18 protein-coding genes and 1 pseudogene are annotated in these 22403 nt (G+C 70.7%); 16 read left to right on the top strand and 3 right to left on the bottom strand.

The genetic code is table 11. From position 1 onward, the window contains the following. Window positions 1-475: 475 nt before the first annotated feature. The 8 genes and pseudogenes from AC07C1_RS05305 (at window position 476) to AC07C1_RS05270 (ending at window position 9940) form a co-directional block, all read left to right on the top strand. Window positions 476-889, top strand: a complete 414-nt coding sequence (locus AC07C1_RS05305; RefSeq protein ID WP_478937234.1) for a hypothetical protein — start codon at window positions 476-478, stop codon at window positions 887-889. Continuing rightward, complete coding sequence (locus AC07C1_RS05300; RefSeq protein ID WP_478937029.1) at window positions 886-1539, top strand: hypothetical protein; 654 nt, start codon at window positions 886-888, stop codon at window positions 1537-1539. The genes AC07C1_RS05305 and AC07C1_RS05300 overlap by 4 nt, the downstream gene beginning before the upstream one ends. A 2-nt stretch (window positions 1540-1541) precedes the next feature. Then, window positions 1542-6314, top strand: coding sequence for a putative T7SS-secreted protein (locus AC07C1_RS05295; RefSeq protein ID WP_478937028.1), 4773 nt, complete (start codon window positions 1542-1544; stop codon window positions 6312-6314). 12 nt (window positions 6315-6326) lie between these two features. After that, window positions 6327-7079: a hypothetical protein gene (locus AC07C1_RS05290; protein WP_478937027.1), complete on the top strand. Its 753-nt coding sequence runs from the start codon at window positions 6327-6329 to the stop codon at window positions 7077-7079. 460 nt (window positions 7080-7539) lie between these two features. Next, window positions 7540-7743, top strand: a complete 204-nt coding sequence (locus AC07C1_RS05285; protein WP_007387007.1) for a cold-shock protein — start codon at window positions 7540-7542, stop codon at window positions 7741-7743. Between the two features lie 235 nt (window positions 7744-7978). Beyond that, a complete protein-coding gene (locus AC07C1_RS05280; RefSeq protein WP_478937026.1) occupies window positions 7979-9484 on the top strand; it encodes a DEAD/DEAH box helicase in 1506 nt (501 codons plus the stop codon). Then, window positions 9469-9587: pseudogene (locus AC07C1_RS05275) on the top strand (CBS domain-containing protein); the annotation flags it as partial. The gene AC07C1_RS05280 and the pseudogene AC07C1_RS05275, both read left to right, overlap by 16 nt. Window positions 9588-9628: 41 nt before the next feature. Beyond that, window positions 9629-9940 (top strand): SCO5918 family protein, encoded by a 312-nt coding sequence (locus tag AC07C1_RS05270; protein WP_478937024.1) that lies wholly within the window; start codon window positions 9629-9631, stop codon window positions 9938-9940. 103 nt (window positions 9941-10043) lie between these two features. On the opposite strand, the gene AC07C1_RS05265 is transcribed toward AC07C1_RS05270, so the two are convergent. Then, complete coding sequence (locus AC07C1_RS05265; RefSeq protein ID WP_478937023.1) at window positions 10044-10403, bottom strand: hypothetical protein; 360 nt, start codon at window positions 10401-10403, stop codon at window positions 10044-10046. A gap of 115 nt (window positions 10404-10518) precedes the next feature. Continuing rightward, window positions 10519-11874: a glutamine synthetase family protein gene (locus tag AC07C1_RS05260; RefSeq protein WP_478937022.1), complete on the bottom strand. Its 1356-nt coding sequence runs from the start codon at window positions 11872-11874 to the stop codon at window positions 10519-10521. A gap of 266 nt (window positions 11875-12140) precedes the next feature. Here AC07C1_RS05260 and AC07C1_RS05255 point away from each other — a divergent pair, with 266 nt between their 5' ends. From AC07C1_RS05255 to AC07C1_RS05220, 8 genes are all read left to right on the top strand, one after another. Beyond that, window positions 12141-12716: a MarR family winged helix-turn-helix transcriptional regulator gene (locus tag AC07C1_RS05255; RefSeq protein WP_478937020.1), complete on the top strand. Its 576-nt coding sequence runs from the start codon at window positions 12141-12143 to the stop codon at window positions 12714-12716. A 228-nt stretch (window positions 12717-12944) separates the two neighbouring features. Next, entirely contained in the window at window positions 12945-14414 is a 1470-nt protein-coding gene (locus AC07C1_RS05250; protein WP_478937019.1) for an aldehyde dehydrogenase, read from the top strand. Continuing rightward, window positions 14407-15342, top strand: a complete 936-nt coding sequence (locus AC07C1_RS05245; RefSeq protein WP_478937018.1) for a 3,4-dihydroxyphenylacetate 2,3-dioxygenase — start codon at window positions 14407-14409, stop codon at window positions 15340-15342. Before AC07C1_RS05250 ends, AC07C1_RS05245 begins: the two co-directional genes overlap by 8 nt. A 9-nt stretch (window positions 15343-15351) precedes the next feature. Then, window positions 15352-16197, top strand: coding sequence for a fumarylacetoacetate hydrolase family protein (locus AC07C1_RS05240; protein ID WP_478937017.1), 846 nt, complete (start codon window positions 15352-15354; stop codon window positions 16195-16197). A 50-nt stretch (window positions 16198-16247) separates the two neighbouring features. Further along, window positions 16248-17612, top strand: a complete 1365-nt coding sequence (locus tag AC07C1_RS05235) for a pyridoxal phosphate-dependent decarboxylase family protein (protein WP_478937016.1) — start codon at window positions 16248-16250, stop codon at window positions 17610-17612. 158 nt (window positions 17613-17770) lie between these two features. Next, window positions 17771-18577, top strand: a complete 807-nt coding sequence (locus AC07C1_RS05230) for an acetoacetate decarboxylase family protein (protein WP_478937015.1) — start codon at window positions 17771-17773, stop codon at window positions 18575-18577. 19 nt (window positions 18578-18596) lie between these two features. Continuing rightward, window positions 18597-20087, top strand: a complete 1491-nt coding sequence (locus AC07C1_RS05225; RefSeq protein WP_478937014.1) for an aldehyde dehydrogenase — start codon at window positions 18597-18599, stop codon at window positions 20085-20087. Then, window positions 20084-20797 (top strand): gamma-glutamyl-gamma-aminobutyrate hydrolase family protein, encoded by a 714-nt coding sequence (locus AC07C1_RS05220; RefSeq protein WP_478937013.1) that lies wholly within the window; start codon window positions 20084-20086, stop codon window positions 20795-20797. Before AC07C1_RS05225 ends, AC07C1_RS05220 begins: the two co-directional genes overlap by 4 nt. A 108-nt stretch (window positions 20798-20905) precedes the next feature. Here the strand turns inward: AC07C1_RS05220 and AC07C1_RS05215 are convergent, their stop codons facing one another. Beyond that, window positions 20906-22114: a phospholipase D-like domain-containing protein gene (locus AC07C1_RS05215; protein ID WP_478937011.1), complete on the bottom strand. Its 1209-nt coding sequence runs from the start codon at window positions 22112-22114 to the stop codon at window positions 20906-20908. Window positions 22115-22403 lie beyond the last annotated feature (289 nt).

The raw sequence follows: 22403 nt of genomic DNA, 5'->3' as shown, positions 1-22403 counted from the left end.
GTGGACCCCGGGGCATTGTGATGTGTTTCCCATGACGCATCATGTGGAGTGCGTGGCTATCTTGGAGCCCGCTTCGAAGCAGCCCTGACCTGCGTTCTCTTCGAATTGTCCCGGGTCCGGCCGGGCGCTCGGCCTGTTTCCCGCAGTGCACCGCGTGGAGCCTTTCCCAGGCTTCCGCTACGCGTCACACCCGGGGCTTCGCGCAGCGGTGCGCGGATGAGGAGCGCTCTGCCGCGATTTCGTGAGGGGCGGTTTTGACCACGTCCTGACGCTCGATCGACGCTTCTTCTGACGGAACGTCATGGAACGCGTCATGGAACTCCTCGGCAGACTGTCGAGCGCAAAGCGAATCGCGATGCTGCTCGCAGTCCGCCGCCGCGCACTCCCGCCATCTCACGAGGCCCCGCAGAACCGCCCCTTGTCGGTGCGCGTCCCTCTCTACGGTGTCATCAGCGACTACGACCCGGGAGGAAGCGTGCAGCAGCCGAAGACGGCGCTCGCGGAGCGCATCGCCGAGCGGAGAGGGGCGGACGGCGACCCTCGAGCCCTCGTCGGTGAGATGCGCCGCTCGGTCCTTCTGGTGCCCGTGGCCGACGGAGGGCTGTGGTCGGTGCGTTCGGGCGGGGTGCGGTGGATCTGCGGGTTCACCGACGAGGCCGCACTGGCCCGGTTCGCCTTGCACCACGCGCCCGGTGACCAGCCGGTGGACTACGCGGCTCTGCTGGGCGCGCGCATCGTCGACGAGATCGTGCCCGCCCTGGGCGAGCCCGCCGGTCTCGCCGTCGACATCGCCACCGAGGACGGGGCGATGTTCTTTCCGCCGGTCGCCGGCATCGTCCCGGACGCGGTCGCTGTCGATGCCGGCCGGGTGGGAGAGGGGCGGTCATGAGCGACGACGGCAAGGACCTCCAGCTGGACAAGGCGTCCGTCGCCAAGTTCACGCAGGGCCTGGGCACGACCATCGACCAGCTCGGTGACCTCGGCGGCGCCACCGGTTCCCTCATGGGAAAGGGCTTCTCGGAGCTGGCGATGACGGGGATGGAGGCCGGACACCACGGCCTCTCGGTCGACTTCGAGGACTTCTGCGAGTCCTGGGAGTGGGGCGTGCGCGCCCTGGTCCGGGACGCCAGCGAGATCGCGAACCGGCTCGGCCTGGCGGCGGGCACCCTGTGGGAGGAGGACCAGTACGTCGCGGGCTCGCTGAAGGTGGGCGCCAACTCCCTGTTCGGCGGCAACCCGCACGCCAGTGAGGAGGAGATCGCCAAGCAGGGCTGGGGCGACGTCTTCACCCCGGACTACCTGCACCCTGACTGGAGCGCCGAGTCGTTCGACAAGGCCGGCGACGACATGGCGCAGACCTGGAAGGACACCGGCCGCAGCCTTCTCACCGAGGGCCGGGGCGGTATGCAGTCGCAGATGCTCAACCAGGCGCTCGGTGTCTCCGACGACCAGTGGAACCAGGCGCTGGACGACACCTTCGGACCGTCGCCCGAGGAGCGCGCGCAGCAGCAACAGCAGGGTGATTCCGGGGGGAACTGACGGTGGGCATCGGCGACTTCATCAGTGACATCACGCCCGACTCGGTCGAGGACAAGATCGAGGACGGCGTCGAGTGGGTGGGCGACCGGGTCGAGGACGCGGGCAACTGGACCGCCGACCGGTTGCAGGACGTCGGCTGGGAGTCCGGCGCCGACTGGGTGCGCGAGCAGTCCCGTTCGGTCGCCAACCGGCTGGGCGCCGAGGTCGACGAGATGGACCTCGGGCAGACCGAGGACAAGACCAAGCTGATCTACGGCAGCCCGAGCAAGATCAACGCCGTCGCCGCGAAGCTCCGCGCCTTCGAGTCGGCCTTCGACGAGACCGGCGACGGTCTCAGGGGCCTCGACTCCTCCCGGCTCAAGGGCGAGGCGGCCGACGCGCTGCGCACCGCCGTGGGCAAGCAGCCGCACAGGTGGTACAAGGCGGCTGACGCCTGCGTCAAGGCGATCAGCGCGCTGGAGTCGTTCGCCGACACGGTCACCTGGGCCCAGGGCCAGGCGCAGACGGCGATCGACAAGTGGAAGGCGGGCGTCAAGGCGTCCGAGGACGCCGCCGACGCCCACCGCGAGAAGGTCGACGCCTACAACAAGGCCGTCGACCGCTACAACGCCCGGCCCGCCGACAAGCGGGACCCGTCCTCGCTCCCGCCACGCCCCGCCGAGACGTTCGACGACCCCGGCAAGAAGCTGATGAAGGACGCGCAGGACATCCTGGCCGAGGCCCGCAAACAGCGGAACTCGGCAGCGGAGACCGCGCGCTCCGCGGTACGCACCGCCCGCGACATGGCCCCGAAGAAGCCGTCCTACGCCGAGCAGTTGCGCGACGGCTACGACGAGGCGCAGATCATGCAGGACCACGTGGCCGGTGGCCTCATCAAGGGCACCGCCGGGATCGTGAACTTCGTCCGCAGCGTCGATCCCATGGACCCGTACAACCTCACGCACCCGGCCGAGTACGCCACGTCCCTCAACAGCCTGGCCGCCGGCCTCGTCGTGGCCGCCAACGACCCCGTCGGCACCGGCACCCAGATGGTCAAGGACTTCATGAAGGATCCGGCCGAGGGCTTCGGCCGGCTGATCCCCGACATCGTGCTGACCGTGGCCACCGACGGCGGCGGCGCCGCCGTGAAGGGCGTGCGCATCGCCGAGGACGCCTCCGATGCCGCGAAGGTGCGCAGGCTCGTCGACGACGTCCCGGAGGGCACCCACGCGCACCCGGACGGGGAACGCCTCATCGACGGCTCCGACCCGGTGGACCTCGCCACGGGCCGGATGTTCCTGCCCCAGACCGATGTGGAGATTCCCGGGATCCTGCCGCTGGTCTTCACCCGGCGCACCGAGTCCGGCCTGACGGCCGGCCGCTTCCTGGGGCCGTCGTGGACGTCCACGGTGGACGAGCGGCTGGAGATCGACGCCGTCGGCGTCGTCCACGTCACCGCCGACGGCCTCCTGATCACCTACCCGCACCCGGTCCCCGGCGACCCCACCCGACCGCGGCCGGGCACGGCCGCGGCGCGCGTGCTGCTCGCACGTGACACCGACGGCGACTACACGTTGACCGACCCCCGCTCGGGCGTGGTCCGCCACTTCACCGGTCCGGCGGGCGCCGAACCGGGAGGTGACGGCACCGCCTGGCTGTCCGGCATCAGCGAACGGGGCGGCCACACCGTCGCCGTCGACCGGGCGGACGACGGGCTGCCCCTGGCCCTCGTCCACTCCGCGGGCCACCGGTTGGGACTGACCACCGCCGACGGCCGGGTGACCGCGCTCTTCCTCGCGGGCGCCGGGGAGAACGGCGCGGACTTGCCGCTGATGGGCTACGGCTACGAGAACGGCGACCTCACCACCGTCACCCGCCCGTCCGGCGCCGTCACCACCTTCGCCTACGACGAAGGCCACCGCGTCATCGCCTGGACCGACTCCAACGGCCGCCGCTATGACTACGTGTACGACGACCGCGACCGGGTCGTCGCCGAGGGCGGCGAGGCCGGTCACGTCCAGATCATCCTGGGGTACACCGAACCGGACCCCGCGACCGGCCACCGTACGACGGTCCTGACCACCGCCGACGGCCGGGTCACCCGGCATGTGATCGGCCCGGGGTGCCGGATCCTGGCCACCACGGACGCGCTCGGCCGCACCACCCGCTTTCGCCACGACGCGAGCGGCAACCTGCTGTCCCGCACCGACCCGCTCGGCGCCACGAACGGCTTCACCTACGACGACGAGGGCCGGCTGATCTCGGCCGTCCGCCCGGACGGCTCCGAACTGCGCGTGGTACGCGGACCGTTCGGGCTGCCGACGGAGGTCGTCGGGCCGGACGGCGCCCGCACCACGTACACCTACGACGAGCGCGGCAACCGCACCGCGTACACCGATCCGGCCGGACGCACCACCCGCACCACCTACGACGACGCCGGCCGCCCCACCTCGGTCACCGACGCCGTCGGGAACACCACCCACGTGATGTGCGACGCGGCGGGGCGGACCGTGGCGGTGACCGACCCGTCCGGCGCCACCACCCGCACCGAGCGGGACGGGCTCGGCCGCCCGGTCCGGGTGACCGACCCGGCGGGCGGCGTCACCCGCCTGGAGTGGAACGCGGACGGCCAACTCGCCCGCCGCACCGGCCCGGACGGTGCGAGCGAGTCATGGACCTACGACGGCGAGGGCAACTGCACGGCCCACACCGACGCCGCCGGAGCCGTCACGCGCCACGAGTACACCCACTTCGACCTCCCGCTCGCCACCACCCGTCCCGACGGCGGCCGTTACGAGTTCGAGCACGACGCCGACCTGCGCCTCACCCGGGTCACCGGCCCGCAGGGCCTGAGCTGGACGTACGAGTACGACGCGGTCGGCAACATCGTCTCCGAGACCGACTTCGACGGGCGCACCCTGACCTACCGCGTGGACGCCGCCGGCCGCCTCACCGCCCGGACCGACGCCCTCGGCGGCACCATCTCCTTCGAGCGCGACCCACTCGGCCAGGTGCTCGCCAAGACCGTCGACGACCGGGTGACAACGTACGCGTACGACCGGGCGGGCCGCCTCCTCGAGGCGGTCGGACCGGACAGCGAACTGCGCTACCAGTACGACCGCAACGGGCGCGTCAAAACGGAACTGGTGGACGGCCGCCCGATGCTCTACTCCTACGACGCCCTGGACCGGCGCGTCCGCCGGACCACCCCCACCGGCCACGTCACCTCCTACGCCTACGACTCCGACGGGCTCCCCGCACGGCTGACCACCGGCGGCCGGCCGGTCGACTTCACCCACGACGCCGCCGGTCGCGAACTGGCCCGCGTCTTCGGGGACGCGATCACCATGACGTCGGCCTGGGACGAGGCCGGACGGCTCGCCGCGCAGCACATCACCGCCGGGGCCCACGCCGTCAACAGCCGTGCCTACGCCTACCGCGCCGACGGACACCTGCTCTCCGTCGCGGACCGGCTCTCCGGGACCCGCACGTTCGACCTGGACCCGATGGGCCGGGTCACCGCCGTCCACGCCCCGGGCTGGACGGAGCGGTACGCGTACGACGACGCCGGCAACCAGACCTCGGCCACCTGGCCGGACCGGCACCCGGGCGGCGAGGCCACGGGACCGCGCACGTACAGCGGTACCGGCATCACCCGTGCCGGAGGCGTCCGTTTCGAGCACGACGCCCTCGGCCGGGTCACCCTGCGGCAGAAGACCCGCCTGTCCCGCAAGCCGGACACCTGGCGCTACGAGTGGGACACGGAGAACCGCCTCACCTCCGTCACCACCCCCGACGGCACCCGGTGGCGCTACCGCTACGACCCGCTGGGCCGCCGCACCGCGAAGCAGCGTCTCGCGGCCGACGGCGAGAGCGTGGTCGAGGAGGTCCGTTTCACCTGGGACGGACTCACCCTCTGCGAGCAGACCAGCCACCGGCCGGACCTCCCGCACACGGTCGCCCTCAGCTGGGACCACCGGGACGTCGTCCCCCTCGCGCAGACCGAGCGCATCCTGACGGCCGACAGCCGGCAGCAGGAGATCGACCGGCGGTTCTTCGCCATCGCCACCGACCTGATCGGCACACCCACCGAACTGATCGACGAGACGGGGGACATCGCCTGGCGCAGCCGCAGCACCCTCTGGGGCACCACCGCCTGGGCACGGGACAGCAGCGCCTACACCCCGCTCCGCTTCCCCGGCCAGTACTACGACCCCGAGACCGGCCTCCACTACAACCTCTTCCGCCACTACGACCCCGAGACCGGCCGCTACACCTCCCCGGACCCGCTGGGCCTCGCCCCCGCGCCCAATCCCCTCGGCTACGTGGACAACCCGTACACCGGATGCGACCCGCTGGGGCTGATGCCCAAGTACACGAAGGAGGAGAAGGCCAGGCAGCGGAGCGTCAAGACGGCGGACGGGGTGATAGAACGGGCGCAGGACGGCGCGTTTCGGAAACACCCCAAGTACCACGGGGACGAGATGCACGGCTTCACCGACGAACGTGTCCTGGAGATTCTGAAGAAGCCGGATGCCGTGTACCAGTCGTCGGGCTCGGCCGGAAAGCTCGTCTTCCGGCAGGGCGAGGACGTCGTCGTGACCCATGGGCCCGGCTCCGAAGCCGGTCAGGCCATCACGGCGTACGGGCCGTCGGGCATCAGGGGCGAATCCGGAGCGACGGCGCTGGGCGGCGAGCCGACCGCTCCCGGTGCACCGATTACCCACGAAGACATCGTGGAGGGAAAGATTCCGGGCAAGGACGGATTCATGCCCCCCGCCGTACAGATCAAATGAGGCACGCTGACCATGAGACTGACCCTCGACGACGACTGGTGCGCGACGGTGACGGACGATCCTCTGCCCTTCACCCCTCGCTTCGCGGGCACCTCCGTGGCCGTCGCGCCTTACGCGGACGTGAAGGAACGGGTGCGGTTCCTCGCGGACACCTTCGGTAGCCAGGAGTGGCTGTGGGACGCCCCGGACACGCTCGGGTTCGACCGGTCGAGCCGGGAGCTGGTCGGCGCCGAGTTCCAGCTGCCCCACGAGTCGGCATCGGCCGAGGACTGCGCCCGCCTCCCCTCCGTGCCGGCCGTCCGTCCGGGCGGGCTGCGCGCGGACGAGGAGCGCGACTGCCGCCTCGAAGCGGCCTCGGTGCTGTGCCGTGCGCCCGGGGACGCCGTGCTGACCTGTCTGCGCGACCTCGAGGTCCTCGACGCACCGCTGGAGGCCCGTATCGGGATCGCCCCGGACGTGGCGCTCCTGGTCCAGGACGGCACCGTCGTCGGCTGGAGTCTCACCGATCCCGCGCGCTATCTGACCACCGCCTACGCCGCTCCCGACCCCGCTCCGCCGTCCCCGGCCACCCGCGCGCTGCTCAGTTCCTGCCTGGACCTGATCACAGATCCGCTGCTCGAAGAGGTGCAGGACCAGGACCCGGCCGCCTTGGCCCGGCTCCGGGAGGTCCACCAGGCCCTGCGCGCCCAGTGCGAGGACCGGCACCGCGCCAACGTCCTCCTCTCGCTCATCGGCAACCTGGTGGAGGACTACGGGAACCGGTGACCTCAGAGCCGTGACGGGGCTATTTTGGAGCCGGCTGCGATGGGCCTCTGACCTGCTGATTCTTCTGGTTCCCCCGGGTTTCGTGGCGGGGCGGGTCGACCGATACCGCCGCGGCGCCGGATCGCTGGTCCGCCCGCGGCGAGACCGCTCTTCCCGAAACGCTGCGCTCCGGACGGGTCAATATCTGTGATCGCGAGGTAAGGGTTCAGTGCGTCATGCGGGGATTGTTTTTACTGCGACCGGCGGAGCGGAATTATTTACCGTATTTGGGCCGCTACCTCGTGCTACTGTCGTCTCAGTTGCAGTTGTGGTTCCCGAAGCTTCAAGAGCCTTCGCCGGTATTCGCTGGCCGTTGGAAGCTTTTTCGTCATTCCGGTCGCTTCCGGGCGGGGCATCATCGCGGCGACCCCGGTATCCGCGCATCGCGGGTCCCTGCGTACTGCCCTGAAGGAGATATGACATGGCGTCAGGCACCGTGAAGTGGTTCAACGCAGCCAAGGGTTTCGGTTTCATCGAGCAGGACGGTGGGGGCGCTGACGTGTTCGCCCACTTCTCGAACATCGCTGCCCAGGGCTTCCGCGAGTTGCTCGAAGGCCAGAAGGTCACCTTCGACATCGCGGCGGGCCAGAAGGGCCCGACGGCCGAGAACATCGTTCTCGCCTGACGCTGACGCGCGCTTCGTAGCTGGGGCCCGCATCCCTCGGGGTGTGGGCCCCAGCTACGAGCACTTCCCGTACTGGTGTCAGCTGTGGGACAACACCGCCCGCAGCTCTTTCTCCAGCGATCCGCGCCCTTCAAAGCCCTTTTCGCATTCCATTTCGGCCCGTTCCTGTGATTCCCCGCGCTGCTTTTCCGCTGCGGGAATTCCTTGGTACGTGCCGTATCAAGGAAGGTTCTCAATGAACCCCACACGTACGAACGGCCGCTCCTCCCGCCCCCGCCGTACCGACGGCCCCGCTTTCGGCTCCGGCGCCGGTTCGAGAGGCGCCCGCCTCGGCTCGGCCCCGAGCCGTTCAGGGGGCCCGAGCCGATCAGGCGGCCAGGGGCGGCGGCCCGCAGCGGTGCGGGGCGAGTTCGCCCTGCCGCAGACGATCACTCCCGCGCTGCCCGCGGTCGAGGCGTTCGCCGACCTCGACATGCCCAAGCAGCTGCTGGCAGCGCTGACCGCACAAGGCGTGAGCGTTCCGTTCCCGATCCAGGGCGCAACCCTGCCCAACACCCTCGCGGGCCGCGACGCCCTGGGACGCGGGCGCACCGGCTCCGGCAAGACCCTCGCCTTCGGCCTGGCTCTGCTGGCCCGCACCGCCGGACAGCGCGCCGAGCCCCGCCAGCCGCTGGCCCTGGTCCTCGTACCGACGCGTGAGCTGGCCCAGCAGGTGACCGACGCACTCACCCCCTACGCCCGCTCGGTGCAGCTGCGCCTGGCCACCGTCGTCGGCGGAATGTCGATCGGCAGGCAGGCCAGTGTTCTGCGCGGCGGCGCCGAGGTCGTCGTCGCGACGCCGGGCCGGCTCAAGGACCTCATCGACCGCGGCGAGTGCCGACTGAACCAGGTCGCGATCACCGTCCTGGACGAGGCCGATCAGATGGCCGACATGGGCTTCATGCCCCAGGTCACCGCGCTCCTGGACCAGGTCCGTCCCGAGGGCCAGCGGATGCTGTTCTCGGCCACCCTCGACCGTAACGTCGACCGACTGGTGCGCCGCTACCTCACCGACCCGGTCGTCCACTCCGTCGACCCGTCCGCGGGTGCGGTCACCACGATGGAGCATCACGTGCTGCACGTCCACGGCGCCGACAAGCACCTGACGACGACGCGGATCGCGGCGCGCGAGGGCCGGGTGATCATGTTCCTGGACACCAAGCACGCCGTCGACCGGCTGACGCAGGACCTGCTGAACTGCGGTGTCCGGGCCGCCGCCCTGCACGGCGGCAAGTCACAGCCGCAGCGCACCCGGACCCTGGCCCAGTTCAAGACCGGGCACGTCACTGTGCTCGTGGCGACGAACGTCGCGGCCCGCGGCATCCACGTGGACAATCTCGACCTCGTCGTCAACGTCGACCCGCCGACCGACCACAAGGACTACCTCCACCGCGGCGGCCGCACCGCGCGCGCCGGGGAGTCCGGCAGTGTCGTCACCCTGGTCACCCCCAACCAGCGACGTGACATGACCCGCCTCATGACCGCCGCCGGTATCGTGCCCCAGACCACCCAGGTCCACTCCGGCGAGGAGGCGCTCAGCCGGATCACCGGCGCCCAGACGCCCTCCGGCATCCCCGTGACGATCACCGCTCCGGTGGCCGAGCGGCGTCAGCGCCGCACGCCCTCACGCGGCCGGCGCAGTCCTGCTTCGGCTGCCCGGCGCGCGACCGTGCGGCAGTCCACCTTCGATGCGGCGGCTTGAAGACTTGGCGCAGCTCAGCGCAGCCCGGGACGGCTTCGCGTACGCGGACCGGGTCCGGCTGCGGGACGTCCTCGGCGATCTGGGGCCGTTCACCTCGGCCGTGATCAGAACCATCCCCCGTCGTTCCTCTCCCTGTGAGGCATCATGCGCTGTGTCATCGCCCGCTTCCCGTTCGACCTCACCAAGAGCGGCGTCCTGGAATCGATGAAGGGCGTCAAGCCCGAGCATGCTTCCGGCGCGTCCGTGATCATCGGCCGACGCACCTACCCCGTCAAACAGGTCGGCCAGGTCGTCACACGCCAGGACCGCCGCGACTTCAGCGCCGGCGAAGTCCTCCGGGCCATGACCCAACTCGGCTTCACCTGCCGCGGCCTACCCCAGGCCGCCGCGCCCACGCGGGTTCTGAACCCGATGGAGCAAGCTTCCGCGATGCTCGGCGCCCCCGCGTCAGCCTGAGCCGACAGGCAGGCGAGCCGCCGGCAAAGCAGCGGTGCGGGTCCGACCGGGGTGCGCCGGCCGGGCCCGCACCGCGTGCCGAGGTTTCTCGGCGCGGCAGTGGTCAGTGGTCGGAGTAGCTGAAGTCGCCCATGGTCCAGGCACTGACGTCCTCGATCGCCACCCGGTACATCCCACCCGTCTCCGGGATCCCCACCGCGCCCTGCAGAATCCGCGCCACATGGAAGTGCAGATGCGCGGGCGGCCCCTCCCCGCGCGTCGCAGCGGTGAACACGGCAGAGAAATCGCTCAGGCTCGCCGAGTCCGCCAGAACCTCCGACACCCGCTGCCTCCAGACGGCCTCAGGGGCCAGCCGACCCGTGATGACGGCACCACCGGCGACCACGGTCAGAGACATCTGATTGCTCTGCCCGGACTCCACCAGGGCGGCAATGTCAACAAGCAGATCGTCAGGCTTCGACATGAGAGAAAATTCTAGCCGCCCCCGATCCGCTCCCTTCCACCCCCCCAGACCGGTTTCAGCACGCTGTCTCGGCGTTCTGGCCGGTCGCGTGCGGTGACTTCGGCCGTTGGCGGTGTCAGTTGATCTGGGCGTACTCCCGGAACTCCCAGTCGGTGACGTACCTGTGGAACCGGGCGAGCTCGTCCCGCTTGAACGTGAGGAAGGCGTCGACGAACGACTTGCCGACGACGTCGACGAGCTGATCGTCGGCCTGCAGGGCGTCGAGGGCCTGGCCGAGGTCGGTGGGCAGCCGGTCGGCGGTCCCGGTGTCGGCGGCCCGGCCGGTCGCCGGCGCCGGAGGCTCGGCCCCGGCAGTGATGCCGAGGTGGATGGCAGCCAGGAGGCCGGCGACGGCGAGGTACGGATTGGCCGTGGCGTCGCCGAGGCGGACTTCCAGTCGGGATGCGGCACCGCGCTCCGGCGGGATGCGCACCATGGCGTTCCGGTTGTCCAGGCCCCAGTTGATCAGCCAGGGGGCGGTGGTGTCGGGACCGAACCGCTTGTAGGAGTTGACGGTGGGGTTGAGCAGCGCGGACAGGGCGGGTGCGTGTGCCAGGACGCCGGCCAGGGCGTGACGGGCCGTGGCCGAGAGGCCGTGGGCCTCGCGGGGGGCGTCGAAGACGTTGTTCCCCTCCGCGTCGGCAAGGGAGACGTGCAGATGGAACCCCGACCCTCCGCCGTCGTTGAACGGCTTGGCCATGAACGTCGCCAGCCGCCCCTCGGCCCGGGCGAGTTCCTTGACCGCGGCCTTGAACCGGAAGGCGCGGTCAGCGGCGTTCAGTGCTTCCGAGTGGTTGAGGTTGATCTCGAACTGCCCGCCGTCGAACTCGCGGTTGCCGCCGCTGACGTCCAGGCCGAGCGCGTGCAGGGCGCGCACCGTGCGCAGAAGGTGTCCGTCCGGGTCGGCGCGGCGGCCGGTGGTGTAGACGTTGCCCGGGGCGGGGGCGTAGCGCCGCCATCCTGTGGCCGTGTCGGCGTCCGGCTCGAGCAGGACGTATTCCAGTTCGGGGCCGACGAGCGCGGTCAGGCCGGCGTGGTTCAGGCGGGTGAGGACCTGGCGCAGCAGGTCCCTGGGCGATTCGGGCACGCTCCGGCCGGTGGCCGGGTCGAGGACGTCACCGAGGCACCAGGCGACGTTCGGCTCCCATGGCAGCGGGACGACGGTGTCCAGGTCCGGGCGCACCAGGACGTCGGGCATGCCCGCCGCCAGGCCGCCGGCGATGTCGGAGTGATCACCCAGAGCGCCGGTGTGATAGACGGCGCGGCTGAAGGCGAGGCCGTGTCCGGCCGCCTGCGGCAGATGATGCAGCAGGATGTCCCGGCTGCGGTCGGATCCCATCAGGTCCGGGTAGGCGACGCGGAGGACATCGATCCCCTGCGCGTCAAGCGCCTCGATCGTCTGTCGGACCTGACGGTCTGTGTGAGCGCTCAAGGGATTACTCCAGGATGCGGTGAATGCTTGCATTCTGTCCTGATGTGCCCGCTCGGCAGCTATGCGGCCTCATGGCCGGGCGGTGGCGCCGGGACAATTCATTTGGTGCCAAACGATAGGAGTCGGCGGTGCCGCCCACAAGAGGGGCCCGCAGGTTCGCCTGCCTCTACCTGGCGACGATGCCGGATCCGGCGGCTGCGGAGATACATTTGACCGCAAATGAAGCCTCGGCGGCCCGCACCGCCCCGACGACGAGGAGAAGCCCCGTGCCCGGGCCCCGCCGAACCATCACCGAAACCGAGCGGGCCGTGCAGCGACGGCTGGGTGGCCTGACGCTGCAGCGCGAGGCCATGGCTGCCGTGGGCAACATCCACCGGGCGGCCGCCGCCGTCCGGCAGCACCTGGAGAACTCGGTGCTGCGTCCGCACGAGCTGACGTGGACCGGCTTCGTCGTGCTGTGGGTGCTGTGGATCTGGGGCGAGGCGGAAACCTGGTCCGTGGCCGAGGAGGCGGGCATCTCCAAGGGCACCCTGACCGGTATTTCGCGCACACTCGAATCGCGCGACCTCGTGGCCCGTTCCCCCCATCCCGAGGACCGCCGCCGGGTCCTGCTCTCGCTGACCCCCCAAGGGGAGAAGCTGATGGAGAAGCTGTTCCCGGCCTTCAACGCCGAGGAAGCGTTCGTCGCCGCCCCGCTCAGCCCCGACCAGTGCCTTCAGCTCGCCGACAGTCTGCGGGTCATCGTCGGCCGGCTCGAGGAGCACGGTGAGCAGCGCAGGCGGGAACTCCTCGACGGCGAGAGCCTCGCCCCGCGGCGCTCGGGCCGCCGGCCGCGCCCGTAAGCAAGGCCGCCGGAGGTCACGGTCCCTGTCGGCGTGCCGTTCGCGCCTCGGAGCGTCGCGCTCCTGGTCGAGGTGGCGTGCACTCGCCGGATCCGCCGGGGTCCGCCGCCGAGCAGGGGCGTGGGTCTTCAGCCAAAACGTTTGATCTCAAATAAATCTTCCCGGCATGGCTTGACGCTCCCGCGACCCGCCTGTTTATTTGGGGTCAAACGAAGTGGAGGTCGGGACATGACCCGCGAGTCCCAAGCGGCTGTCATCGCCGGGGTACCCGTTGACACCCGGCACTGGATCGGCGGCGAGCGCGTCGCCTCCGGTGAGACGTTCACCGACATCTCCCCGATCGACGGCAGCGTCATCGGGGAGATCGCCCGAGGTACTCCGATGGAGGCCGCCGCGGCCGTCGCCGCCGCCAAGGCCGCCTTCCCCGGCTGGGCCGCCACCCCGCGCGCCGAGCGCGCCCGCATCCTGCACGCCATCGCCGAGGGGGTCGAGAAGCGACTCGAAGAGCTGGCCATCGTCGAGACCACTGACAACGGCGCCCTCCTGCGTTCCCACCGGCGCGGCGTCATGCCCCGCGTCGCGCACAACTTCCGCTTCTTCGCCGACCGGCTGCTGAAGCTGGAGCACGAGGACTTCGAGACCCGCGGTCACACCAACCACGTCAGCTGGGACCCGGCCGGCCCCTGCGTGCTGATCACGCCCTGGAACGCACCGCTGATGCTCGCCACGTGGAAGGTGGCCCCGGCGCTGGCGGCGGGCAACACGGTCGTCCTCAAGCCGGCCGAGTGGTCTCCGCTGACCGCCTCGCTGCTGGCCGACATCGCGGCCGAGGCCGGGCTTCCAGCCGGTGTCCTGAACGTGGTGCAGGGCTACGGCTCGGAGATCGGCGGCGCGCTCACCTCGCACCCCGACGTGCGGCGGATCAGTTTCACCGGCTCCGTTCCGACCGCGCGGCGGATCGCCGCGTCGGCCGCCGCCAACCTGACGCCGCTGAGCCTGGAGCTGGGGGGCAAGTCCCCGCTGCTGGTGTTCGCCGACGCCGACCTGGACCTGGCCGTCGACCTGGCCGTGGAGCAGTACGACAACGCCGGGCAGGTATGCCTGGCCGCCACCCGCATTCTGGTCGAGGACACGGTCGCGGAGGAGTTCACCCGCCGCTTCGTCGACAAGGCGTTCCAGTTGACGCAGGGCGACCCGCGGGACGAGGCCACCGACATCGGCCCCACCATCCATCCCCGCCAGCTGGAGAAGATCGACGGCTTCGTGCAGCGCGCAGTGGAGGCCGGCGCCCGCGCGGTCATCGGCGGACATCCCAAGGAGGGGCGGTACTACGCGCCGACCCTCCTCACCGGCGTCGCCCAGACGTCCGAGATCGTCCAGGAGGAGGTCTTCGGCCCCGTTCTGACGCTCCAGACCTTCACCAGCGAGGAAGAGGCGGTCCGGCTCGCCAACGACACCCGCTTCGGCCTGGCCGCCACCGTCGCCACGGGCGACCCCGAGCGCGCCGAACGCGTCACCGCGCGGCTGGTCGCCGGCACCGTCTGGGTCAACTGCTTCTTCGTCCGCGACCTCCGGGCGCCCTTCGGCGGCTCCCGCCACTCGGGTGTGGGCCGCGAGGGCGGCACCTGGAGCTTCGACTTCTACTGCGACGTGAAGAACACCGTCACCGCACCGAACGGATGGCAGGACCATGGGTGAGATCGTCGGGGCGGGCCTGCTCGCCCACGTCCCCACCATCGTGCTCCCGGAGGAGACCCGGCGGGAGCTGAACGAGGGCAAGGAGATCACCCTCGTCACCGGCCTGAGGCAGCTCCGCGAGGACGTCTTCGAGCGCGATGCCGCCAACGAATACGACACCGTCGTCGTCCTCGACTCCCACTGGGCCACCACCGTCGAGTTCGTCGTCACCGCACAGCCCCACCGGGCCGGCCTGTTCACCTCCGAGGAACTGCCGCGCGGCATGTGCCGAATGCCGTACGACTTCCCCGGCGACCCCGAACTCGCCCACAACATCGCGTCGTTCGCGGACAAGCACGGCACGTTCATCACGGCGATCGACGACGTGTACCTGCCGATCTTCTACGCGACCGTCAACCTGTGGAAGTTCCTCGGTGAGGGCCTGCCGGACAAGCGGTGGGTGACGATCGGCGTCTGCCAGACCGGCGACATGGAGGACCACCTGCGCCTCGGCCGGGCGCTGGCCGACGGCATCGCCGCCACCCCGGGCCGCCGGGTCCTGCTCATCGCCTCCGGAGCGCTGTCGCACACCTTCTGGCCGCTGCGTGAGATCCGGGACCACGAGGCCAGCGACCCGGCGCACATCTTCACGCCCGAGGCGCGCGCGGCCGACGAGGAGCGGATCGCCTGGTTCAAGGAGGGCCGCCACGACCGGGTCATCGACACCATGGACGCGTTCTGGAAGCACAAGCCCGAGGCCAAGTTCTTCCACTACCTGATGATGGCCGGCGCACTCGGCGAGCGGGCGTGCACGGCCAGGGCCCGCCAGTACGGCGAGTACGAGAACTCGGTCGGCACCGGTCAGGTCCACCTCTGGTTCGACCGCCCCGCCGACGGCTGGACCGGCACCGGCCTGCCCGCCGCGCGCACCCCGCACAGCCGTGTATAGGAGCCCTTCATGCCCGAGTACCGCCGCGTCCTCCTCGACGGCGCCGCCGTCCAGGTCATGGTCGACGGGGACGAGCTCGTCGCCGGGGACGGCCGTCGCGTCAGGACCGAGGACGCCCACCACCTGCCCCCGGTGCTGCCCTCGAAGGTGATCGCCGTCCACCTCAACCACCGCAGCCGCGTGGACGAGTTCCGGATCGGCCTGCCGGACACCCCGACGTACTTCCACAAGCCGACCTCCGCCCTGAACAGCCACAAGGGCGCGATCGTCCGCCCCGAGGGCTGCAAGTGGCTCAACTACGAGGGTGAGGTCGCCATAGTGATCGGGAGGACGGCCCGCAACATCTCCCCGGCCGAGGCGGGGGAGTACATCGCCGGCTACACGATCGCCAACGACTACGGCCTGCACGACTTCCGCGACACGGACGCCGGGTCCATGCTCCGGGTCAAGGGGTCCGACACCCTGTGCCCGCTCGGTCCCGGCCTGGTCACCGACTGGGACTTCCAGGGCAAGCGGCTGCGCACCTACGTCAACGGCACGCTCGTCCAGGACGGCTCGACCGACGAAATGACGTGGGACATGCACTACCTCGTCGCCGACATCGCCCGCACCATCACCCTGTTCCCCGGCGACGTCCTGCTGTCCGGCACCCCAGCCAACTCCCGTCCCGTGCAGCCGGGCGACGTCGTCGAGGTGGAGGTCGAGGGACTGGGCAGACTCACCAACCACGTCGTCACCGGCCCCACCGCCGTCCGCACCGACGTCGGCGCCCAGCCCACCGAGTCCGAGGAAGTGCTCTCGACCGCCCTGGGCGGCGACTGGGAGTTCCGCGGCATCCGCCCGCCCAAGCGCTGAACCCCGACCGCGTCCATAGTCCATACACCAGATCGAGGAAGAGTGACGGAATGGATCTGACCAAGTGGCTGGCCTCGGCGGTCGCGTCGAACGCCGAGTGGGCGAAGACCTTCGGCCCCTTCGACCCGCACCCGGCACTGGCCGTCGACGACAACCGGTTCGCCGCCGCGTTCGCGGTCTTCACCGAACGGCTGAAGGACAACTACCCCTTCTTCCACCCCCGCTACGCGGGGCAGATGCTCAAGCCGCCCCACCCGGCGGCGGTGGTGGGCTACCTGACCGCGATGCTGATCAACCCGAACAACCACGCCCTGGACGGTGGTCCGGCCACCGCCGCGATGGAGCGGGAGGTGGTGCAGCAGCTGGCCACGATGTTCGGCTACGACACCCACCTGGGGCACCTGACCACCAGCGGCACCATCGCCAACCTCGAGGCGCTGTTCGTGGCGCGCGAACTGCACCCGGGCAAGGGCGTCGCATACAGCACCGAGGCCCACTACACGCACGGCCGGATGTGCGGGGTTCTCGGGGTGGAAGGCTTCCCCGTCCCCACCGACGACCTCGGCCGCATGGACCTCGACGCGCTGGAGGAGTTGCTGCGCGGCGGCCGGGTCGGCACGGTCGTGCTCACCGCCGGTACGACCGGGCTCGGCGCCATCGAGCCGGTCCACGAGGCGCTGGCGCTGCGTGAGCGCTACGGCGTGCGGATCCATGTCGACGCCGCCTACGGCGGATTCTTCACCCTGCTGGCCGGCGCGGACGGCCCCGAGGGCCTGCCGGCCGAGCCCTGGCAGGCCGTCGCCCAGGCCGATTCCATCGTGGTGGACCCGCACAAGCACGGCCTGCAGCCCTACGGCTGTGGCGTAGTCCTCTTCCGTGACCCCTCGGTCGGCCGGTTCTACCTGCACGACTCGCCGTACACGTACTTCACCTCCGAGGAACTGCACCTGGGCGAGATCAGCCTGGAGTGCTCCCGGGCGGGTGCGGCGGCTGCCGCCCTCTGGCTCACCTTCCGGTTGCTGCCGCCCACTCGTGAGGGGCTGGGCCAGGTGCTGGGGGCCGGCCGGCGGGCGGCGCTGCGTTGGGCGGAACTGATCGAGGGTTCCGAGCACCTCGAGCTCTACCAGCCGCCGCAGCTCGACATCGTCAGCTACTTCCCGCTGACCGCGGGCATCACCCTTTCGGAGATCGATGCGGCCAGCAACCGGATGCTGCAGGAAGGGATGACCGACACCCAGGACCCGGTCTTCCTCAGCACCCTCCGCGTCGGTGGCGAGCGCTTCACCGCCCGCCACCCGAAGATCACCGTCGACGCCGGCAGCGCGCGCATTCTGCGCAGCGTGCTGATGAAGCCCGAATCCGAGACCTACGTCGAGCACCTGCACCAGCGGCTGGAGCAGCTCGCCCGCTCCTGACCCCCCCGTGCGTCACCGGCTCGCCTGGGCCCGGCGGACGGTGATCCGGAAGCCGGGTGCCCGGTTCGAACCTCACGCGGCGGCGCACCCCTCCCCGCCCGCCGCGTCTGTCGCAGACGGCTTGTCCGCCCCTGCTGATCTCCCTGGAGCGTGATGGCATGGCCCGCGTCCGTGGCTACTTCCACCCCAAGACGGCGACGGGTGCCTCGTCGCTGATCCCCTCCCCACCGTGGCGTTACTCCGGCGACCTGCTCACCGTCGAGTACCGCACCGACCCGGCCCGGGTGCGCGAGCTGTTGCCCGAGCCGCTGGAACTCGCCGACGAGGATCCCGGCGCGGTCGCGCTGATCTGGGCCGACTGGCAGTCGTGCTCGGCATCCGGCGCCGAGCTGCTGGATCCGGTGCTCGCCCAGTACAAGGAGGCGTTCGCCGTCGTCCGCTGCAAGTACAGGGGCCAGACCTACACCCGCTGCGTGTACATCTGGGTCGACAAGGACTTCGCCATCGCCCGCGGACTGCACCAGGGCTACCCGAAGAAGCTCGGCTCCATCCACCAGAGCCGCCCGCACCCCTACGGGCCGGCGCCCCGGATCGAGGCCGGGGCACGGTTCGGCGCGACCCTCGCCGCCGCCGACCGGCGCCTGGCCCAGGCCGTGGTGACCCTGCGGCAGCCGGCGGAGACGAACGGGTTCGTCAACGCCCATCCGATGGTCCACCACCGATGGCTACAGTCGATCGAGAAGGGGAAGGGCCTCGCCCTGGACGAGCTGATCGAGTCCGGCGCCGCCTCCTTCGAGGGCGGTCAGCCCTGGGTCGGTGACGCCGAACTGGAACTGTTCGAGTCACCCACCGAGGAGCTGGCCCGGCTGGAGATCCGCGAGCCGATCGCCGCGTACTACCGGCAGGTCGGCGTGGTCTGGGACGGCGGCCGGCTGCTCGAATCCGGCACCAGCGGCGCCGAGTGAAAGGCCTTCCGGAGACATCATGCACACCCTCACCCATGAGGAACTACTGATCCGGGCCGCGGAACTCCACCTGCCCACCCAGCACTACATCGACGGCCGGGCCGAAAGCGGCAGCGGCGCGACGTTCGCCGTCGTCGCCCCCCGCGACGGACAGATCCTCACGCACGTCGCCGACGCGCGTCAGGCCGAGGTCGATCTCGCGGTCGCGGCGGCACGCCGCGCCTTCGACTCCGGCCCCTGGCCGCGCATGGCGCCCGCCGACCGCGGCCGGACCCTGCTGCGGATCGCCGACCTCCTCGAAGAACAACGCGAGCAGTTCGCCCTCACGATCAGCCTGGAGATGGGCAAACCGATCACCGAGGCACACGACATCGAACTGCGCGCCGCCGTCAACACCTTCCGCTGGTACGGGCAGCTGGCCGACAAGCTCACCGACGAGTCCCCGCACACCGCACCCGACACCCTCGCCCTCGTCACACGGGAGCCGGCCGGCGTGGTCGGCGCCGTCGTGCCGTGGAACTTCCCGCTCACCCTGGCCGGCTGGAAGGTCGCCCCGGCCCTCGCCGCAGGGTGCGCCGTCGTCCTGAAGCCATCCGAATCGTCCCCGCTGTCGGCCCTGCTGCTGGGCCGCATCGCCACCGAGGCCGGACTGCCCCCGGGCGTCCTCAACGTCGTCACCGGTGACGGCGCGACGGCAGGCCGGGCCATCGGCCTGCACCCGGACGTCGATGTCCTGTCCTTCACCGGCTCCACCGCCGTCGGCCGCCACTTCCTGCGCTACGCCGCCGACTCCAACGTCAAACGCGTCTGGCTGGAGCTCGGTGGCAAGTCGCCCAACATCATCCTTCCCGACGCCCCCGACCTGGAGAAGGCCGCCGCCACCGCCGCCTGGGGCATCTTCTTCAACCAGGGCGAGATGTGCACCGCCCCCTCCCGGCTCCTCGTGCACTCCTCCGTCGCCGAGCAGGTCACCGACGCCGTGGTCCGGCGGGCACGGGAGCTGAGAGTCGGCGACCCGCTGCACCCGGCCACGCAGATGGGCGCCCTGGTCTCACCAGCCCACCTCGACCGCGTCCACGGCCACGTCCTCACCGGCCAGGCCGAGGGTGCCCGACTGCGCACCGGCGGGGAGCGCACCCTGACCGCCACCGGCGGCAGCTTCCTCCAGCCGACCGTCTTCGACCACGTCGACCCCGGCATGCGGCTGGCCCGCGAGGAGATCTTCGGCCCCGTGCTGTCCGTCCTCACCTTCGACGACCTCGACGAGGCGGTACGCCTGGCCAACGCCACCGAGTACGGCCTCGCCGCCGGCCTGTGGACCTCCGACCTCTCCACGGCCCACCAGGTCTCCCGCGCCCTGAAGGCCGGCACGGTATGGGTCAACTGCTACGAGGAGGGCGACCTCACCGTGCCCTTCGGCGGCATGAAGCAGTCCGGCAACGGACGCGACAAGTCCGTCCACGCCCTGGAGAAGTACACCGAACTGAAAACCACCTGGATCCAGCTGTGACACGCCCCCTGATCGCCATCCCGGCCCGCTTCTCCGCCGCCACCTCCGCCCTGCGGTACGAAGCCGAGGTCAACGCCCGCGCGCTCGTCGAGGCAGTCTGGCGCGCCGGCGGCGAACCGGTGAGCATCCATCCGTCGGACCCCGCCGACACCGACGTCGCCGCCCGGCTCGCCCGCTTCGACGGCGTGCTGCTCCCCGGCGGCGGGGACATCGCCCCGCACCGCTACGGTGCGACCGACCGCCACGGCAGCGTCTACGACGTCGACCACCTCCAGGACGCCTTCGACCTCGAAGTCGCCCTCCGGGCACTGGGGACGGGGATCCCGCTGCTGGCGATCTGCCGGGGCCTCCAGGTCGTCAACGTCGCCCTCGGCGGCACCCTTCACCAGGACATGGGCGGCCCCGACCACGAGCATCGCCATCTGGTGCACCCGGTGTCCATCCGCGAAGGCTCGAGGACGGCACACGCAGTGGGTGCCGGGAAGGCCGAAGCGTCCTGCTACCACCACCAGCGGGTCGAGCGCCTGGGCAACGGCCTGACCGTGGCGGCCACCGCCGGGGACGGCACGGTCGAAGCCCTCGAACTGCCCACCGCGCAAGGCTGGTTCACCGCCGTGCAGTGGCACCCGGAGGACACCGCGCACAGCGACCCCGCCCAGCAGAACCTGTTCGACACCTTGGTACGCATGGCCATGGCCGTCTCGTGTTGAGCAGCCCGGACGGCTTCCGATGACCTCGCCTGTGGAGTGCGTGGCAAAGGTAGTCGCCCGAGCACTGCTACGACTCGTGACCTGACATCGATCAAGGCGTCGGTCCGCTCACAAGAAGTGCCGGATCGGGGTGACGGCGGCCTCCTTGGCGCGCTGGAGCACGCCTCGTCGTCTCCAGCGGGCGAGGTCGATGTCGACGCTGTGCTTCAGGTCCGCTTCGTAGTCGCGGTCGAGCGCGGCCGTGAACGTCTCGTCCAGGACGGCGAGCATGACCTCCTCGTCGTGGTCCATGGACCGGCGGTTGAAGTTGGTGGATCCGATGAGGGCGGCGACCGAGTCCACTGTGATGACCTTGGCGTGCATCATCGTCGGCTGGTACTGCCGGATGTGCACCCCTGACTCCAGCAGGCGGGTGTAGTGGTGCTGGCCGGCCAGCCGGCAGGCGCGCTGGTCGGTGTGGGGGCCGGGAAGCAGGATCTCCACGCGCACGCCGCGCCGGGCGGCCCGGCACAGCAGGTCGATGAAGTAGGTGTCGGGGGCGAAGTAGGCGGTGGCGAGGCGGAAGCGCTCCTCGGCGGAGGTGAGCATCACGCGGATGAGGGTCTGCATGTCCTGCCAGCCGATGCTGGCGGAGCCGCGCACCACCTGAACGACCGACGAGCCGGCCTGCCGGTGCTCGGTGAAGCGGTCGCGGTCGTCGAAGAGTTCGTGGTGGCACTCGGCCCAGTTCTGCGCGAACGCGGCGGCGATGCCGTCCACGGCCGGGCCGCGCACCTGGACATGGGTGTCCCGCCACTCGCCGGGGCCGCGGGCGTCGCCGCACCATTCTTCCGCGATGCCGACGCCTCCGGTGAAGGCGGTGCGCTCGTCGACGACGAGGGCCTTGCGGTGGCAGCGGTGGTTCTGTTTGAACGGTGACAGCCAGACGGGCTTGCGGAACCAGGCCACCTGCACACCGGCGGCGTCCATGAGGTCCAGCAGGTCCCGTTCGATCTCCTTGGCGCCGAAACCGTCGAGCAGCAGCCGTACCCGCACCCCCGCACGGGCACGGTCGGCGAGAGCGGCGGCGAAGTCGCGGGCGATCTGACCGCGCCAGTAGACGAACGTCATCAAGTCGATCGTGTGCCGGGCCGAGCGGATCGCGCCGAGCATCGCGGGGAAGATCTCATCGCCGTTGCGCAGGGGCACCAGCTCGTTGCCTTCGGTGGCGGCCACGCCGATCAGCCGTTCGAGGCGTCGGCGCAGGCGCTGTTTGCGGGCCTCCGCGTCAGGTTCGGTGCCACGAGCAGCGGGTGCGGCTATGCCGTCGAGGATCACGCCGAATCTCCCGTTGGGCCAAGAGGACAGATCGTCTGCGGGCCTCCGGACGAGCCCAGAGAGCAGATGCCCGGCAGCCCCCGCCGCACTCCCGGCATCGTCCTGGACAGGGCCGTGGCGCGAAGTTCGCCCCGAAGCGTCATCTTTTCAGCCAACCGCACACGCACTCGCCACCGCCCCGCCTCATCGAACTCCCCACCGAGCACCCCGGAGACCGCCTGCTCCTCGGCCGAGCGGGCATACGGCGGTGAGCCGGGGGAGGACAGCCTCCGGCGAACGTCGTCGCCGA

The organism is Streptomyces sp. NPDC045022 (assembly GCF_056432605.1).
The sequence above is the reverse complement of the archived record's forward strand: the minus strand, read 5'-3'. Positions and strand labels throughout refer to the sequence as shown.

Excerpts from the sequence above, each read along its gene's own strand:
- AC07C1_RS05240 (WP_478937017.1), top strand. The coding sequence starts at position 15,352 with ATGCCCGAGTACCGCCGCGTCCTCCTCGACGGCGCCGCCGTCCAGGTC.
- AC07C1_RS05250 (WP_478937019.1), top strand. The coding sequence starts at position 12,945 with ATGACCCGCGAGTCCCAAGCGGCTGTCATCGCCGGGGTACCCGTTGAC.
- AC07C1_RS05265 (WP_478937023.1), bottom strand. The coding sequence starts at position 10,403 with ATGTCGAAGCCTGACGATCTGCTTGTTGACATTGCCGCCCTGGTGGAG.
- AC07C1_RS05270 (WP_478937024.1), top strand. The coding sequence starts at position 9,629 with ATGCGCTGTGTCATCGCCCGCTTCCCGTTCGACCTCACCAAGAGCGGC.
- AC07C1_RS05290 (WP_478937027.1), top strand. The coding sequence starts at position 6,327 with ATGAGACTGACCCTCGACGACGACTGGTGCGCGACGGTGACGGACGAT.
- AC07C1_RS05285 (WP_007387007.1), top strand. The coding sequence starts at position 7,540 with ATGGCGTCAGGCACCGTGAAGTGGTTCAACGCAGCCAAGGGTTTCGGT.
- AC07C1_RS05225 (WP_478937014.1), top strand. The coding sequence starts at position 18,597 with ATGCACACCCTCACCCATGAGGAACTACTGATCCGGGCCGCGGAACTC.
- AC07C1_RS05300 (WP_478937029.1), top strand. The coding sequence starts at position 886 with ATGAGCGACGACGGCAAGGACCTCCAGCTGGACAAGGCGTCCGTCGCC.
- AC07C1_RS05230 (WP_478937015.1), top strand. The coding sequence starts at position 17,771 with ATGGCCCGCGTCCGTGGCTACTTCCACCCCAAGACGGCGACGGGTGCC.
- AC07C1_RS05280 (WP_478937026.1), top strand. The coding sequence starts at position 7,979 with ATGAACCCCACACGTACGAACGGCCGCTCCTCCCGCCCCCGCCGTACC.
- AC07C1_RS05235 (WP_478937016.1), top strand. The coding sequence starts at position 16,248 with ATGGATCTGACCAAGTGGCTGGCCTCGGCGGTCGCGTCGAACGCCGAG.
- AC07C1_RS05245 (WP_478937018.1), top strand. The coding sequence starts at position 14,407 with ATGGGTGAGATCGTCGGGGCGGGCCTGCTCGCCCACGTCCCCACCATC.